Source organism: Streptococcus sp. 9.1 (assembly GCF_016648815.1).
Lineage (GTDB): Bacteria > Bacillota > Bacilli > Lactobacillales > Streptococcaceae > Streptococcus > Streptococcus salivarius_E.
On record NZ_JACLQS010000002.1, the window covers coordinates 60,994 to 78,042 of the forward strand.

General features: G+C 40.0%; 16 protein-coding genes. 12 read left to right on the forward strand and 4 right to left on the reverse strand.

Annotated elements, in window-relative coordinates:
- Positions 1–34 precede the first annotated feature (34 nt).
- The 12 genes from H7T93_RS02470 to groL all read left to right on the forward strand — a co-directional run bounded on the left by H7T93_RS02470 (position 35) and on the right by groL (position 14,339).
- Positions 35–907 (forward strand): helix-turn-helix domain-containing protein, encoded by an 873-nt coding sequence (locus H7T93_RS02470; protein WP_073685734.1) that lies wholly within the window; start codon positions 35–37, stop codon positions 905–907.
- Between the two features lie 153 nt (positions 908–1,060).
- The gene (locus tag H7T93_RS02475) at positions 1,061–2,638 is read left to right on the forward strand and encodes an ATP-binding cassette domain-containing protein (RefSeq protein WP_201041615.1); all 1,578 of its coding nucleotides are present in this window, start codon (positions 1,061–1,063) and stop codon (positions 2,636–2,638) included.
- A 154-nt stretch (positions 2,639–2,792) separates the two neighbouring features.
- Positions 2,793–3,509, forward strand: a complete 717-nt coding sequence (locus H7T93_RS02480) for a YebC/PmpR family DNA-binding transcriptional regulator (protein ID WP_002883635.1) — start codon at positions 2,793–2,795, stop codon at positions 3,507–3,509.
- 125 nt (positions 3,510–3,634) lie between these two features.
- Positions 3,635–3,973: a preprotein translocase subunit YajC gene (locus H7T93_RS02485; RefSeq protein ID WP_013989990.1), complete on the forward strand. Its 339-nt coding sequence runs from the start codon at positions 3,635–3,637 to the stop codon at positions 3,971–3,973.
- A gap of 128 nt (positions 3,974–4,101) precedes the next feature.
- Positions 4,102–4,851, forward strand: coding sequence for an isoprenyl transferase (locus H7T93_RS02490; RefSeq protein WP_002886457.1), 750 nt, complete (start codon positions 4,102–4,104; stop codon positions 4,849–4,851).
- Positions 4,852–4,863: 12 nt separating this feature from the next.
- On the forward strand, positions 4,864–5,658 hold the full coding sequence (locus H7T93_RS02495) for a phosphatidate cytidylyltransferase (protein WP_037598929.1): 795 nt from the start codon (positions 4,864–4,866) through the stop codon (positions 5,656–5,658).
- Positions 5,659–5,674: 16 nt separating this feature from the next.
- Positions 5,675–6,937 carry a M50 family metallopeptidase gene (locus H7T93_RS02500; protein ID WP_201041616.1) on the forward strand — a complete coding sequence of 421 codons (1,263 nt, stop codon included), beginning with the start codon at positions 5,675–5,677 and terminating at the stop codon, positions 6,935–6,937.
- Between the two features lie 70 nt (positions 6,938–7,007).
- Positions 7,008–8,870 carry a proline--tRNA ligase gene (locus tag H7T93_RS02505; RefSeq protein ID WP_134954484.1) on the forward strand — a complete coding sequence of 621 codons (1,863 nt, stop codon included), beginning with the start codon at positions 7,008–7,010 and terminating at the stop codon, positions 8,868–8,870.
- Positions 8,871–9,476: 606 nt separating this feature from the next.
- Positions 9,477–11,417 carry an ABC transporter substrate binding protein gene (locus H7T93_RS02510; protein WP_002883690.1) on the forward strand — a complete coding sequence of 647 codons (1,941 nt, stop codon included), beginning with the start codon at positions 9,477–9,479 and terminating at the stop codon, positions 11,415–11,417.
- Entirely contained in the window at positions 11,417–12,220 is an 804-nt protein-coding gene (locus tag H7T93_RS02515) for an ABC transporter ATP-binding protein (RefSeq protein ID WP_002883592.1), read from the forward strand. Before H7T93_RS02510 ends, H7T93_RS02515 begins: the two co-directional genes overlap by 1 nt.
- Before the next feature lie 167 nt (positions 12,221–12,387).
- A complete protein-coding gene (groES, locus tag H7T93_RS02520) occupies positions 12,388–12,675 on the forward strand; it encodes a co-chaperone GroES (RefSeq protein WP_002883604.1) in 288 nt (95 codons plus the stop codon).
- A 44-nt stretch (positions 12,676–12,719) separates the two neighbouring features.
- Positions 12,720–14,339: a chaperonin GroEL gene (gene groL, locus H7T93_RS02525; RefSeq protein ID WP_002883626.1), complete on the forward strand. Its 1,620-nt coding sequence runs from the start codon at positions 12,720–12,722 to the stop codon at positions 14,337–14,339.
- A 79-nt stretch (positions 14,340–14,418) separates the two neighbouring features.
- Here groL and H7T93_RS02530 read toward each other — a convergent pair whose 3' ends face one another.
- From H7T93_RS02530 to H7T93_RS02545, 4 genes are all read right to left on the reverse strand, one after another.
- Complete coding sequence (locus tag H7T93_RS02530; RefSeq protein WP_195917916.1) at positions 14,419–15,264, reverse strand: superinfection immunity protein; 846 nt, start codon at positions 15,262–15,264, stop codon at positions 14,419–14,421.
- A 90-nt stretch (positions 15,265–15,354) separates the two neighbouring features.
- Positions 15,355–15,660, reverse strand: a complete 306-nt coding sequence (locus H7T93_RS02535) for a DUF2752 domain-containing protein (protein ID WP_072903624.1) — start codon at positions 15,658–15,660, stop codon at positions 15,355–15,357.
- Positions 15,660–15,992, reverse strand: coding sequence for a TM2 domain-containing protein (locus tag H7T93_RS02540; RefSeq protein ID WP_002889819.1), 333 nt, complete (start codon positions 15,990–15,992; stop codon positions 15,660–15,662). Before H7T93_RS02540 ends, H7T93_RS02535 begins: the two co-directional genes overlap by 1 nt.
- A gap of 184 nt (positions 15,993–16,176) precedes the next feature.
- A complete protein-coding gene (locus tag H7T93_RS02545) occupies positions 16,177–17,046 on the reverse strand; it encodes an RluA family pseudouridine synthase (protein WP_129852186.1) in 870 nt (289 codons plus the stop codon).
- Positions 17,047–17,049 lie beyond the last annotated feature (3 nt).

Consider the following 17,049-nt stretch of genomic DNA (forward strand, 5'->3'; position numbering starts at 1 on the left):
TGCTATAATTAGTTCAAGCATAGGAGGATGAATCATGATTGGACCTGTGGAAATGGGTGCTTTGTTGAAAAAAATTCGTTTATCAAAGAATTTGACATTGAAAGAACTTGCTAGTGATTATTTATCAGTATCTTTCTTATCAAAATTTGAACGTGGAGAATCTGATATCTCATTATCTAGATTTTTTCTTTTGTTAGATAAATTGGATGTCAGTATTGAAGAGTTCTATGGTATTTTATCTCAAGATAATCCGACTCATACTGAAAAGTTATTAGAAAGTGCTAGTAAGGCTTATTATCAAAACGATAGTTTATTGTTACAGAAGTACGCTGAAGAAGAGCGTCATAAATTTGAGCTCACACAAGACAAATCATTTCTCTATAACAGTATTATGCTAGAATCTTTTTTGGTAAGTGTTTCAAATAAAGAAGTTGATGAAAATAAGGTAAGGGAATTAACAGACTATCTTTTTAGCATTGAACAATGGGGAAAAAGAGAGTTAATCATATTAGGAAATAGTATGTCGTTTATTTCCACCCAGACACTTAATGTTTTGACCAAGGAGATTGTGTATAGAACTAGCCTTTTTGGAAAGAGCGACTCAAATCAAAGAATTCGACTTAGTCTTCTTATTAATGCAGCTTATGAGTTTTTACGACGTGATGAATTAGATTCTGCGAAATACTACTTAGATTTAGTCAATGATAGTGGAATTCCTGAGGTCCTCTTATATGAAAGACATGAGTTGATATTTGTAATGGGAATCTACTTGATAAAGTCAGGTGAAGTCACTGAAGGGAGAAATCTAATTGAGGGGTGTTTAGAAACTCTTAGGACTTTAGGTGCGGAAAATTTATTGCTTACTAAGGAATCAGAGTATCAAGAGTTGCTAAATTCCACTATATGACAATTTTATAGAGTGAGTTGAAAAATAGAATAAACTAAGACCATAGTACAATATCACTATGGTTTTTAATTTTTAATGGATATATGGAGTTCCAATGTCTTCAATTTATCCAACTGACTAAATACCAAGGTGATTTAGATTGTGAGGAAATCTATGAGAACCTATATTCTTAAATACAAATATGAAAATTTAGTTCATATCTTACTGTTAGCGTTGAATGCTGCTATTTTCGTGAGTGCTTCGGTAACCTTGGCTTTAATGACTAATCAGCTGGTATCGAAGCGAATCCAATCCTTTTTAGCTTTATTAGGTTTAGAGATAGGGCTTTACATTATTTATTTAGTTTTAAATTATATTATTGCTGTAAATCAAACAAAACTAATTCAGAAAATGACTTTGTCTATTCGTCAGTCTTATCTTAGTAAAATTATTCACCATTCTTTTAGTGAATTCAGAAAGAGTGATATTGGAGAGCATCTCTCTGTATTAAATAATGATATCCAATTGATTGAATCAAATGGCTTTACAAGTATTTATACCCTTTGTTCAACAGTATTCACTACTTTGTTTTCAATTATTGCCTTATTAAGTTATGATGTAAGAATTGTTCTGTTAGCCATTTTTTTAACTTTGTGTCTGACCTATCTTCCCAAACCATTTACCAATAAAATGCAGAAATCAATGGAGAAATTTTCCCAAGCGAATGAAGAGCTTGTTTCTGGAGTAAGCGATCAGTTGTATGGATATGCGGATGTTTATTACGCCAGTCGTAAACAGATATTTCTTAGACAAGTGAGGTCCATTGTTGAGAAATATATTGTACAAAAAATTATTTTTACAAAAAGAAAGACTAGCACTGAGACGCTGATGGCTTTATTTTCAGTTATCGCCCAGATGTTGATACTTCTTCTAACTGGTTTGTTAATTATTTTTGGAAATATTACTGTTGGAACCATTGCCTCGGTAGGACAGATATCAGGTAATATTTTTAACTCTCTATCCACTATTAATCAGCTGCAAGTGACCATTAAGTCTGTCGATCCTATCTTAAGAAAATTTCACGATTTTCCAGAGGAACCAAAGACTTGCATAGCGACTATTCAGGATGTTCGTTTTGAGAATGTAAGTTATCATTTTGGAGAAAATGCTATTATTAAGGGATTCACTCAAACCTTTAAAGAGGGAGGAAAGTACGCTATTACTGGATGCTCAGGTAGTGGGAAGTCAACCCTGCTTAATATATTCCTAGGCAATCTTAAAGATTACGAGGGAAAAATCTTGTTTGGAAAATTGGAGTCAAAAGAGATTGATGAGAACTCAATCGTGTCTGAATGTGCCTATGTTGGGAGTCAAACTCATATCTATAATGATACCTTGAGGAACAATCTAACCCTTTGGAATGAAGCTATTACTGATACGCACATCAAGGAAGTTCTTGAAAGAGTTAATCTTTTATCTTTCTTAAGTCGTATTGATGAGCAAGTAAGTGACGGTAGCTTTTCGGAAGGTCAAAAACAAAGAATAGGCCTGATACGAGCATTTTTAAAAGGATGTTCTGTTGTGATTTTTGATGAAGCTACCGCAAATCTTGACCATAATAACGCTACTCGTATTGAGCACCTTTTATTAAGTGATCCTAATATCACTTATATCACGGTTACCCACCATCTTATAAAGGAAAATGAACCATATTTTGATAAGATTATTCGTTTGGGAGAGGGGACTGAGTAAATGTTTCATATGATAAATGCTTAGGATTTATTTCAATTTTACTAACGGCAGTCAAAGTGCTATAATGTAAGAGATTGTGATTTAGCAAGCTTTGCTATTTTCAAAAAAGAAAAAACAAATCAGAGATACAAATCTCTTAGAAGAGGTGAATCCCATGGGACGTAAATGGGCTAATATCGTTGCTAAGAAAACTGCAAAAGATGGTGCAAACTCTAAGGTTTACGCTAAGTTTGGTGTCGAAATTTATGTGGCTGCTAAACAAGGTGAACCAGATCCAGAATCAAACTCAGCTTTGAAATTTGTTTTGGAGCGTGCTAAACAAGCGCAAGTGCCAAAACACGTTATTGATAAGGCCATTGATAAGGCTAAAGGTAACACTGATGAAACTTTCGTTGAAGGACGTTATGAAGGTTTTGGACCAAATGGTTCTATGATTATCGTAGATACTTTGACTTCAAACGTTAACCGTACAGCTGCTAATGTACGTACTGCCTTTGGTAAAAACGGTGGTAACATGGGTGCATCAGGTTCTGTTTCATACATGTTTGATAAAAAAGGTGTTATCGTTTTTGCAGGTGAAGATGCAGACGCAATCTTTGAACAATTGCTTGAAGCTGATGTAGAAGTTGAAGATGTAGAAGCAGAAGATGGTACTATCACTGTTTATACTGAGCCAACAGATCTTCATAAAGCGTTGGAAGCTCTCCGTGCTAACGGACAAGAAGAGTTCCAAGTGACTGAACTTGAAATGATTCCACAAACTGAGGTTACTCTTGAAGGTGAAGACCTTGAAGTTTTCGAAGGACTTATTGATGCGCTTGAAGCAGACGATGATGTTCAAAAGGTTTACCACAACGTAGCAGATATGTAATCTCATTCAACACTTTCCTCACGATGGAAAGTGTTTTTGTGTGGTCTGTCTAAGGATTTGTCTTGCTTGTCCTGACTTAATCTGATATAGTAGTAGCCAAGTGAATTATTGGAGGAATACGAAATATGAATATGATGCTAGTTTTGGCCATTTATGTGGTCGCTATTGTTGCTTATGTGGCTTTCAGCCGTCGTCGCCAAGCAAAGGCACAGGAAGACCGTTTTGCAGGCCTTGCTAAGGGTGCTGAAGTTGAAACAATCGGTGGTTTGATTGCTATTGTTGATGAGATTGACAAAGAGAATAACCGTATCGTTTTGGATGCAGAAGGTGTTTTCTTGACTTTTGATTTGAGTCGTTCAATCATGAAAGTGATCACACCAGCACCAACTACAGAAACAGCAGAAACAACTAAAAAGACAATTATCGAAGAAGATTCAGCAATTGAGTCTTCTGATGAAAAGTAAGATGTGTATTTGAGACTAGGTTAAATCCTGGTCTTTTTGCGTTTTCTAATCTTATCGGTATTAAAAGCTGTTCAGAACCCCTGAAAATGTGGTAAAATAAAGGGTAAACTATATTTAGAGGATATTCCATGTTTAAATTTAGAAAAAAATCTCATCAAGAGGTTCTAGACAATATTCCCAACCATATTGGTATTATTATGGATGGAAATGGCCGTTGGGCTAAAAAGCGTCTACAACCACGTGTGATGGGGCATAAGGCTGGGATGGACGCCTTGCAAAAGGTAACTATCGAAGCATCACAACTTGGAGTTAAGGTATTGACAGTTTATGCCTTCTCAACTGAAAACTGGTCACGCCCACAAGATGAAGTGAAATTCATCATGAATTTGCCAGTTGAATTTTTTAACAAGTATGTACCAGAATTAGACAAAAACAATGTTCGTATTTTGACAATCGGAGATAACAGTCGTTTGCCTAAGGAGACTTTAGATGCTCTTGAAAAGGCAGTTGAGCAGACGAAACATAATTCCGGTTTGGTTCTTAATTTTGCACTGAACTATGGTGGTCGTGCGGAGATTGTATCTGCTGTTCAAGCGATTGCTAAAGAGGTTGAAGCAGGAAAACTCAGTCCTGAAGCTATTGATGAAGATCTCATTGCTAAGCATTTGATGACAGATAAATTGCCTTACCTCTATCGTGATCCAGATTTAATTATCCGTACGAGTGGCGAGCTTCGTCTTAGTAATTTCTTGCCTTGGCAATCTGCCTATAGTGAGTTTTACTTTACAGATGTTTTCTGGCCAGACTTTGACCAGCAGGGGCTACGTCAAGCCATCTCTGACTACAATAAACGTCACCGTCGCTTCGGTGGTGTCTAGAAAGGACCTCTCATGCAAGAACGTTTAATTGGTGGGGGTGTGGCAGCAGCCATTTTCCTCCCATTGCTCTTTATCGGCGGTCTTCCTTTCCAACTTTTAGTTGGGGCTATGGCCATGGTTGCGGTGTCTGAGATGCTTCGCATGAAGCACTTGGAGATTTTCTCTATCGAGGGTATTTTATCAATGGTGGCAGCCTTTATCTTGGCTGTGCCGATTGATCGGTATTTTATCAGTCTTCCAACAAATGCTAGTGTGACAGGTTTCGCTGTTATTTCATTTTTGATTCTAGCAGGGACTGTCCTTAATAGCGACCACTATTCTTTTGATGATGCAGCTTATCCAATCGCATCTGCCTTTTATGTTGGTTTTGGTTTACAAAATCTCATTGCAGCACGTTTGGATAGTTGGGAAAAGGTTCTCTTTGCCCTTTTTATTGTTTGGGCAACGGATATTGGGGCTTACCTCTTTGGTCGTCAATTTGGTCAGAATAAATTATTGCCAAAAGTATCACCAAATAAGACTATTGAAGGTAGTGTCGGTGGTATCTTATCAGCAATCATTGTGGCTCTTATCTTTGGGTTGATTAACCACGGAGTTTATGCCCCTCATAACTTCTTCTGGTTGCTTATCTGTACGATTCTCTTTAGTATTTTTGGTCAATTTGGTGATTTGGTTGAATCAGCTATTAAACGTCACTTTGGCGTTAAAGACTCAGGCAATCTCATTCCTGGGCATGGTGGTATTTTGGACCGTTGTGACAGCTGGATTTTCGTTTTCCCAATCATGCACTTCCTAGGACTTTTTTAAGAGTGGGGGTGTCTAGATGAAAGCTATTATTACCTTTTTACTGATTTTCTGTGTGATTGTCGTTTTCCATGAGTTTGGTCATTTCTTTTTCGCCAAACGTTCAGGAATTTTGGTTCGTGAATTTGCCATTGGTATGGGACCGAAAATTTTTGCACACACTGGTAAGGATGGTACCGTTTATACTATCCGTATCCTCCCTTTGGGTGGTTATGTCCGTATGGCTGGTTGGGGTGAAGATACAACTGAGATTAAAACAGGTAGTCCTGCTAGTCTAACGATTGGATTAGATGGTAAGGTAAGACGTATCAACCTTTCGGATCGTCAGGTTGACCAGACGGCTTTACCTATGAACGTCACTGCCTATGATTTGGAAGATAAGTTAACCATTACAGGTCTAGTCCTAGATGAGACCAAGACCTATGAGGTTGACCATGATGCCACTATCGTTGAGGAGGATGGTACAGAACTTCGTATCGCTCCTAAGGATGTCCAATATCAAAATGCTAGCATTTGGGGACGCTTAATTACCAACTTTGCTGGACCTATGAATAACTTCATTCTTGGGGTGCTTGTCTTTATTATCTTAGCCTTTGTTCAAGGTGGTGTTCAAGACACATCAACCAACCGTATTCAGGTGGCTGATGGTGGTGCTGCTCAGGTAGCAGGCTTGAAAAATGGTGATGCCATCGAGGCCATCAATAAGGACAAGGTTACTGATTGGGACAGCTTGAAGGAAGCATTGACAGAGAATACTCAAAAAATCTCCAAAGGTGACAGCCTTTCTGTGACGGTTAAGAGAAGTAACGGTCAGGAAGAAACTGTCTCTGTTAAACCTAAGGAGAGTCAAGGTAGCTACTTTTTGGGTGTTTCTCCTGCCTTAAAAACAGGTCTAAAAGATAAGATTTTTGGTGGTTTTCAAATGGCTTGGGAAGGGGCCTTCAAAATTCTCGTGGCACTCAAGGGGCTTATCACCAACTTTAGTTTGAATAAACTTGGTGGACCAGTTGCCATGTTCCAAATGTCTGCCCAGGCTTCAGAAAGTGGCTTGATTTCCATTCTTAACCTTATGGGGATGCTCTCAATTAACTTGGGAATTTTCAATCTTATCCCAATTCCAGCCCTTGACGGTGGAAAAATTGTTATGAATATTATTGAAGCCATTCGTCGTAAACCACTTAATCAAGAAATTGAAAGCTATATTACACTTGCAGGTGTTGCTATCATGGTTGTTCTTATGATTGCAGTCACTTGGAATGATATTATGCGTGCTTTCTTTTAATTAGAAACAAAGAAACGAAAGGAAGTCTAAGGGACTTGACCCAAGGGCCAGCCTCCTTAGTATGTAAATGATGAAACAAAGTAAAATGTTGATTCCAACACTTCGTGAAATGCCAAGTGATGCTCAAGTTATCAGTCATGCCCTTATGGTACGTGCGGGTTACGTGCGTCAGGTTTCTGCTGGTATTTATGCTTATATGCCATTGGCAAATCGTGCTATCGAGAAATTCAAAACCATCATGCGTGAGGAGTTTGAAAAAATCGGTGCGGTTGAAATGTTGGCGCCAGCGCTTTTGACAGCAGATTTGTGGCGTGAGTCAGGCCGTTATGAAACTTACGGTGAAGACCTCTATAAATTGAAAAACCGTGATAAATCTGACTTTATCCTTGGTCCAACTCACGAAGAAACGTTTACAGCCTTGGTTCGTGATGCGGTTAAATCATACAAACAATTGCCACTTAACCTCTACCAAATCCAATCAAAATACCGTGATGAAAAACGTCCTCGTAACGGTCTTCTTCGTACACGTGAATTTATCATGAAGGATGCTTATAGTTTCCACCAAAACTATGAAGATTTGGATGTAACCTATGAAGACTACCGTAAAGCTTACGAGGCTATCTTTACACGTGCTGGCCTTGAATTTAAGGGAATCATCGGTGATGGTGGTGCCATGGGTGGTAAGGATTCTCAAGAATTTATGGCGGTCACTCCTGAGCGTACAGATCTCAACCGTTGGGTAGTTCTTGATAAGTCAATTGCTTCATTGGATGAGATTCCAGAAGATGTCATGGAAGAAATCAAGAAAGAATTGACATCATGGTTGGTATCTGGTGAAGATACAATTGCCTACTCTACAGAGTCAAGCTATGCAGCTAACCTTGAGATGGCAACAAACGCCTACACACCAGCGACTAAGGTTGTGACTCAAGAAGAAGTGGCTCGTGTTGAAACACCAGATTGCAAGTCAATTGATGAAGTTGCTGCTTTCTTGAATGTTCCAGAAGAACAAACCATCAAGACTTTACTTTTCATCGCTGATGATGAACCAGTAGTGGCTCTTCTCGTCGGTAATGATCAGGTTAACGATGTGAAGTTGAAAAACTACCTTGCTGCTGATTTCCTCGAACCAGCTACGGAAGATGAAGCACGTCAAGTCTTTGGCGCTAACTTCGGTTCTCTTGGTCCAGTTAACCTTCCTGAAAATGTTCGCATCGTTGCGGACCGTAAGGTTCAAGATGTGGCTAATGCGGTTGTTGGAGCTAACGAAGATGGTTACCACTTGACAGGAGTTAACCCAGAGCGTGACTTCAAGGCAGAATACGTGGATATTCGTGAAGTTAAAGAGGGTGAGATTTCTCCAGACGGTCAAGGTGTCCTTCAGTTTGCGCGTGGTATCGAGATTGGTCATATCTTTAAACTTGGGACACGTTACTCTGAAAGTATGGGTGCTAACGTTCTTGATGAAAATGGCCGTGCTGTTCCAATTATCATGGGATGTTACGGTATCGGTGTTAGCCGTATCTTGTCAGCTGTGATTGAACAACATGCACGTCTCTTTGTTAACAAGACACCAAAAGGTCAATACCGCTATGCATGGGGAATTAACTTCCCTAAAGAATTGGCTCCATATGATGTTCACTTGATCACAGTTAACACTAAGGATGAAGAAGCCAATGCTTTGACAGAACGTTTGGAAGCAGCTCTTATGGCTGAAGGTTATGATGTCTTGACAGATGATCGTAATGAGCGTGTCGGTTCTAAATTCTCTGATAGTGACCTCATTGGACTTCCAATCCGTGTGACAGTTGGTAAAAAAGCTAGCGAAGGTGTTGTCGAAGTTAAAATCAAGGCAACTGGTGATACTATTGAAGTTAATGCCGATAACTTGATTGAAACACTTGCTATCTTAACAACAGACCAAGATGCTTAAGATTAAAAAATCTTTTCTTGCTGGAGCAGGAAGAGATTTTTCTTTTGCAGTGATAGTGATAAATTGAGAGAAAAGAGAGTAAATTCCAATTTGACAGAATTATCTAAATAGTGTAAACTTAAGACTATCATAACTACGGAGGCATCACATGCTTAATAAAGCGACCCATTTGGGAAATCTTAAAGCTTTTTATTACTTTAGTTTCTTTAGATAGGACGTTTGTGTTTCAGGATACAAGCGTCAGTCAGTTTGTATCTATGAAGCTAAAGCATTTTGTGATGGATTAGCCGATTAGATGAATAGGTCTAACCGGTGACATAAGCTAGCCTATGCTAGTCAAGATGCAGAAAACCAGTTGGGCCTGTCCTAACTGGTTTTTTCATACCGTGGTCTATTTTTAGTTTTCTTTTGACCTTTAGATGTCTAAAAAATGGTGAATTCTAGCCGACTTTTTATAAGGTCAAAAGGTGATGGTCTTTGGACGACGGACTTTAGGATCTGATGAAGCGATGTAAGGTCTAATTTGCTTGCTTTTGACTCTATCGTCTCGGAAAAAAGATGAAAGAAAATTGGAAATAGATAGAATAAAAAATAGAGGTATACAAGATGAAGAAATTCTTGGTCAGTATGATGGCTGTTATTACAGCTGTCCTCTTGGTAGCATGTTCCAATGCTTCTAATAAAGATTTGGTTCACGTCGGTGTGCTCCAATATGTGGAACATCCTTCCTTGTCAGCGACACGTAAAGGGTTCATTGAAGAACTCAAAGAGGAAGGTTACGTCGACGGTAAGAACATCAAAATCGATTATCAGAATGCACAAGGAGATCAGTCTAACTTGCAGACAATTTCTCAGTCGCTTATTGAAGATAATGATGTCATGTTAGCTATCGCAACCCCAGCAGCCCAGTCTTTGAGTAGTTTGACAAAGGACAAGCCAATTCTCTTTACAGCTGTTACAGATCCAGTTTCAGCTAAATTGGTTAAGTCTATGGACAATGTTGGAGGAAATGTGACAGGGACAAGCGACATGTCACCAATCAACAAACAAGTCGAGTTGTTGAAAAAGGTCCTTCCAAACACTAAAAAAGTTGGGATTATGTACACGACCAGCGAGCGTAACTCAGAAGTTCAGGTTGAAGAAGCCAAGAAATACTTCAAGGAAGCTGGTATTGAAACGGTTATCAAAGGAATTTCATCAACCAATGATATCCAAGACACAGCCAAGAGCTTGATGAGTCAAACCGAAGTGATTTTCATCCCAACTGATAATACTATTGTTAGTGCTATTAATACCTTGGTAGATCTTTCTAAAGAGACTAAGGTTCCAGTTGTTGGTAGTGACGCTGGTAGTGTAGAAAAAGGTGTCCTATTCACTTATGGAACCAACTATGAAGCGCTTGGACGTCAAACAGGTAAGTTGGCAGGCCGTGTTCTCCGAGGTGAGAAGGTCAAGGATGTCGATGCCGAGTATCCTAAAACCCTAAATGTTGTGGTTAACCATGACATGGCTAAAGAACTTGGTATTGATGTTTCTAGCATTAGTGACGAGGAATCTAAAGCATCAACACAAGATGACAAACCAATTGCTAAAAAAGATAAGGGTGTCATTAAGCTTAAGGTCAATAAGTCTTCTAAAAAAGGATTTTCAAATGTGGTGCTAACAGCCATTTCTCAGGGGCTTCTCTGGGCTATTATGGCAATTGGGGTCTTCATTACCTTCCGTATTTTGGACCTTGCTGATTTGACAGCTGAGGGGGCCTTCCCTCTTGGTGCTGCTACGACAACTATCATGATTATCCGTGGGATCAACCCAATCTTTGCGACTCTAGGTGGTTTTGTAGCTGGTATGCTTGCTGGAGCTGTGTCTGGCTTTATGCATACGAAAATGAAGATACCAGCACTCTTAACGGGGATTATTACCTTAACAGGGCTCTATTCAGTTAACCTTTTGGTTCTTGGCAGTGCCAATGTCTCTCTTTCAGGCCACAACACGCTGGTGACTATGGTGATGGATCTTGGTCTATCTAAGCTGAATGGTGTGATTCTATTAGGACTGATTTTTGTTAGTCTGGTAGTACTTATGTTGGTTGTTCTCCTTAATACACAGGTTGGACTTGCTCTTCGTGCAACAGGTGATAACCTTGCCATGGGTGAAGCTAATGGTATCAAGGTTGACCGTATGAAGATTCTTGGCTACATGATTTCCAATGGTTTGATTGCCCTATCAGGTGCCCTCCTAGCTCAAAACAATGGCTATGCGGATATGAATATGGGTACTGGTACAATCGTAAATGGCTTGGCTGCAATCATCTTGGCTGAGGTTATCGTCAAGTATCTACCACTTGGCAAACGCCTCTGGTCAATTGTCGTAGGAGCTGTTCTCTACCGTTTGGTCTTGGTTATTATCCTTGCCATGAACGTTGATGCTCAAATGTTGAAATTGGCTTCAGCCATCTTGCTTGCTATCATCCTTTATGTGCCAGAAGTACGACAAAAACTGAAAATCAGACCTAACAAATCCTTGACTCCAGGAGGTGACAAGTAATGGCTTTACTTAGTTTACAACAGATTCATAAAACCTTTGAAAAAGGCACGGTCAATGAAAATCACGTCCTTCGTGGTTTGGATCTCGACATTGAACAGGGAGATTTTATCTCTGTTATTGGGGGAAATGGTGCTGGTAAATCAACCTTGATGAATTCAATTGCTGGTGTTCTTAGCATTGATGAGGGGGATATCTTGTTGGAGGGGCAATCTATTAAGAAAGCATCTGTAGATGAGCGCTCTAAAGACATTAGCCGTGTTTTCCAAGATCCTCGAATGGGGACAGCGACAAACCTTTCTATCGAAGAAAATATGGCGATTGCCTATCGTCGTGGTAAGAAACGTAGCTTTTTTAAAAAGTCTATCACTGAAAGCGAACGTCAAGTCTTCAAGGAAGCCTTGGTAGATCTTGGTCTTGGTCTTGAGAATCGTATGAAGACTGATGCTAATTTCTTGTCAGGTGGACAACGTCAGGCCTTGACACTTGCTATGGCAACCTTGGTGCGTCCCAAAATCTTGCTTTTGGATGAACATACAGCAGCCCTAGATCCTAAGACAAGTGATATGGTCATGAATTTGACACGTAAGATCGTTGAAGAACAAGAATTGACAACCCTTATGATTACCCATAATATGGAACATGCTATCGAATATGGGAACCGTCTGGTCATGCTCTATCATGGAAAAATCGTCGTCGATGTGCGAGGTGAAGAAAAGAAAAATCTCACTGTTGCAGAACTTATGGACCTCTTCCACAAAAATAGTGGACAAGTCCTCAATGATGATGCCTTGGTGCTCGGTTAACAAACAAAAAAAGAAACTATCCAAAGTTCAGATTTTGGGTAGTTTTTTCTTGACTATTTTTGACCAAGTGCTAAAATAAATATATAGATTAGCACTCGTGGTTTATGAGTGCTAAAAATAACGTTTCACACGTTACTAATAACAAATAACATTTGGAGGTAATTGGTATGGCATTGAAACCATTGGGTGATCGTATCGTTGTCCGTTTTGAAGAAACAGAAGAAAAAACAGCTAGTGGCTTTGTATTGGCAGGAGCTAGTCATGAAGCTACAAAGACTGCTGAGGTTTTGGCAGTAGGTGAAGGAATCCGTACTCTTACTGGTGAATTGATTGCACCTAGTGTTGCAGCAGGCGATAAAGTTCTTGTTGAAAATGGTGCAGGTGTCAATGTTAAAGACGGAGATGATTCCGTTTCAATTATCCGTGAAGCAGATATTTTAGCAGTCCTAGCTTAGGTCTATGCTAATCAGATATAAAGTAAGATAAAGAAGGAGTAACTATGGCAAAAGATATTAAATTTTCATCAGATGCACGCGCAGCAATGGTCCGTGGTGTTGATACTTTGGCTGATACAGTTAAGGTAACGCTTGGTCCTAAAGGTCGTAACGTGGTTTTGGAAAAAGCTTTTGGCTCACCTCTTATCACTAATGATGGTGTGACAATTGCTAAAGAAATCGAACTCGAAGATCACTTTGAAAATATGGGTGCCAAGCTCGTCAGCGAAGTGGCTTCAAAAACTAATGATATTGCTGGTGACGGAACAACTACAGCCACTGTTTTGACACAAGCTATTGTTCGTGAGGGACTAAAAAATGTAACGGCTGGTGCTAATCCAATCGGTATCCGTCGTGGGATTGAAGCAGCTGTAGCTACAGCTGTGGAAGAGCTTAAAGCCATTGCACAACCAGTTGCTAACAAAGAAGCTATTGCCCAAGTCGCAGCGGTTTCATCACGTTCTGAAAAAGTTGGTGAATACATTTCAGAAGCTATGGAACGTGTGGGTAATGACGGTGTTATCACTATTGAAGAGTCACGTGGTATGGAGACTGAACTCGAAGTGGTTGAAGGTATGCAGTTTGACCGTGGTTATCTTTCTCAGTACATGGTTACTGATAATGAAAAGATGGTCGCTGACCTTGATAATCCATTTATCCTTGTGACTGACAAGAAAATTTCAAATATCCAAGATGTCCTTCCACTCTTGGAAGAAGTGCTTAAGACAAGTCGTCCACTCTTGATTATTGCTGATGATGTGGATGGTGAAGCTCTTCCTACACTTGTTCTTAACAAGATTCGTGGAACTTTCAATGTCGTTGCTGTTAAGGCACCTGGCTTTGGTGACCGTCGTAAAGCGATGTTGGAAGACATTGCCGTATTGACAGGAGCAACTGTCATTACTGAAGATCTTGGTCTTGAACTTAAGGATGCAACTATGGCAGCACTTGGTCAAGCTTCGAAAGTAACTGTGGATAAAGATAGCACAGTTATCGTTGAAGGTGCAGGAAGCACAGAAGCGATTGCTAACCGTGTTAACCTCATCAAGTCTCAATTGGAAACAACAACATCTGAATTTGACCGTGAAAAACTTCAAGAACGTTTGGCTAAATTGTCAGGTGGGGTTGCAGTTGTTAAGGTTGGTGCGGCCACTGAAACAGCCCTTAAAGAAATGAAACTCCGTATCGAAGATGCCCTTAACGCTACTCGTGCCGCTGTTGAAGAAGGTATCGTAGCAGGTGGGGGTACAGCCCTAGTTAACGTCATTGCTAAGGTTGCTGAACTTGATCTTGAAGGTGACGACGCTACAGGACGTAACATTGTCCTCCGTGCCTTGGAAGAACCAGTTCGTCAAATTGCTTATAACGCTGGTTATGAAGGTTCAGTTATCATCGATAAATTGAAGAACAGCCCAGTTGGTACAGGCTTTAACGCTGCTAACGGTGAATGGGTAGATATGGTCGAAGCAGGAATCATTGATCCAGTTAAGGTCACACGTTCTGCTCTCCAAAATGCCGCTTCTGTAGCTAGTCTTATCTTGACAACTGAAGCAGTCGTTGCCAATAAACCTGAACCAGAAACTCCAGCAGCACCAGCTATGGATCCAGGAATGATGGGTTACTAAGAGTTTAAAAAAGCAAAAGAAAAACCTAGGAAAAGTCGAGAAACTTTTTCTGGGTTTTCTTTTTATTATTTATTGTTAATCAGTGAAAAGGGTTAAACATGTCAGAACTTCCTTGTTTACCTGACATCTGCATCATCATTTGTTGCTGTCTAATGCGCTCTGCTTCCTTATTCGTATTGATAGAAACAGCAAGAAGGATGATCCAACCGATGAATGTCCAGCCTAGAAGAAAGGATAGGATAAAGATTGGCCATTTTTTATCTGTTTTATTTAGAAGAGCTGGTAATATAAGAAGTACAACCAAGGGGAAATTAATGATGACGGAGAGAAGAGCCGTGATCAATCCGGCACTAAGATTATCACTGGCAATTCCTAAGAGTATCATTCCAAGAGCCCAGAGGATAGCTGGGATGGAAGCGACGGCTAACATGATGAGGTTTGTTTGGGTTTTCTTGTCTTGTTTCTTCCAAGTTTCATTTAGATTTTTGCTTGCTTGTTGGAAAGTTTCACCAGTTTGATTCGCAAATTGGTTAACAGTCTGACTGGCAGTTTCTACAACAGGTTTAACTTGTTCCTGGAAGGTCTTTGATTGATTTTCTTGAGCTAGGTTAGTTGCTTGGAAAGTCTCTTCTTCATCTACCATAGAGTTAGTGAGTGGCTCTTCAGCAACATCATAGCTGTCAACATCTTTTTCGGCAGTTTCTACAACCTCTGTTGATGGTGCAGATTCTACTGGTTCAACAACCTTTGAATCTTGCTTAGTTTCTACAGTCTCTTTTTGTGAGACAGTTTCTGTTACTTCGACAGTTTGTTTGGGAGTTTCTCGGACAAACTCGCCTTTCTGAGCTGCTTCAGCCATTTCTTGAATACTTGGATTACGACCATTAACTGCTTGGAAAAAATCGATCCAATCTTGTTGCTTCATGTGTATAACCTCCAGAGATCTTGATTATAAAAATGTTGACAATTACAATTATATCAATAGTGTAAGGGGACCGCAATGGGAGTCTTTACTTTATTTCCTTATAATCTTCTTTACACTGAAGATGGGAAAGAGAAAGAAATAGGTTAGGATATAGACCACTAGAGGATATATCAGTGGATTATAGTCCCAGGCTCCTTGCCAATCTAGGTGTAAGAGTCTAACACTAGCGCGTGTTAGGCCTGCGCTCCAACCTTTAAGGCCAAATGGTCTTAGGATTAAACTGAGTGGTGTTGGAAGATGTAAAAGGTAGACTCCATAAACTGCCACTGAAACTAAGAGATATAATCTAAAAAAACGCTGGTGGTAGGCCCACAAGCGTGTAAAATAGTTTTTCATTAGCCAATAACTGCAAAGAGTTTTTGAGCGTTTGATTGGCGAGTAGCATCCATGATAAGGAACCAGTCAACGATTGACCAGATACCACATCCACCACATGTCAAAAGTTTACCAACACCAAGACCAACTTGTCCCAAAATAAAGCGGTCGATTCCAAGAGAACCACCAAAAAGTGAGATGACAAGCATCATCGTAGGATCTTGGAAGCTGATTGAGTAAAGCATTGAAAGTTGTTGTTCAGGAAGTGCCTCAAGACGTTGGCGGATGTACTGAACTTGTTCTGTTGGGAAATACTTGGCGTTAATTGCTAGCCATTGATCGACTGGATTCATAAATTAAATACCCCTCAAATTTTAAATGATATGTAAAGGATAACATATTGTAAAGGGAGATTCAAGGCGGTTAAGGCTTTTGAAGTCAATAAAAGCAACTTATTTGCAAGCTTCCACTGTGTCATAACTAGAGGATCATTAGGATAATCCTTTCGCACTATGCTTGAGAATGAGCCTACTTCTATTATTTGTGATTTCTTAACCCTTGTTCAAAACTGTCTGAGTTCGCCTTAACAGTGATTTTGTCGAGTGTTAAGGGATGGGTGAAACTAAGGGTGTGAGCGTGGAGCATAAGTCGAGATGCGGGGCGGTGGCTATAAAGAGGGTCCCCTAGAATGGCATGCCCATGGTGGGCCAGATGCACACGAATTTGGTGGGTCCGGCCGGTTTTTAGTTGACAGTTGACCAGACTAGCTCCTTTGAAGGCTTTGAGGCGCGTGATGGTTGTATAGGCAACCTGCCCTTTTCTAGGATCAACCACTCGTTTTCTACGGTCATGGCGGTCGCGTCCAATCTTGTCTTTGTACACAGTCTCCTTGGTCTGAAATTTACCTTCAGCCAAAGCCCAGTATTGACGCTGAATCTTCTTATCTTCCAAGAGTCTATTGAGAATTGGCAGGATAAACGGATTTTTTGCGAAGAGTACAGCCCCACTAGTTTCCATGTCTAGTCGATGAACGACGTAACAGGTTTGCCCACAATAGGCCGAAACATGGTTAAGTAGAGCAATTTCTGTGGGTTCATTACCATGCGTCTTCATTCCTTCAGGCTTATTGACCACGATGAGATGCTGATCCTCATAGAGAGGCTCTACCAGACTGGCATTTCCCATAGGGATAATTTTTTCAGGGTAGTCCTCTGTATCAAAGGTCAGGCTAATCTTATCACCTTTTTCAACAGGACTCTGCCAATTGATAGTCTCTCCATTGATGAGGACGTGCTTTTTCGTGCGTAGGAAATGACGAATCTTACGAGGAATGAGGAGCTTGGTTTCTAGCAAGTCTTTGACAGTTGTTGCAGGATAGGGGTTGATAATTTCTACGTGTAAAGTCATGGT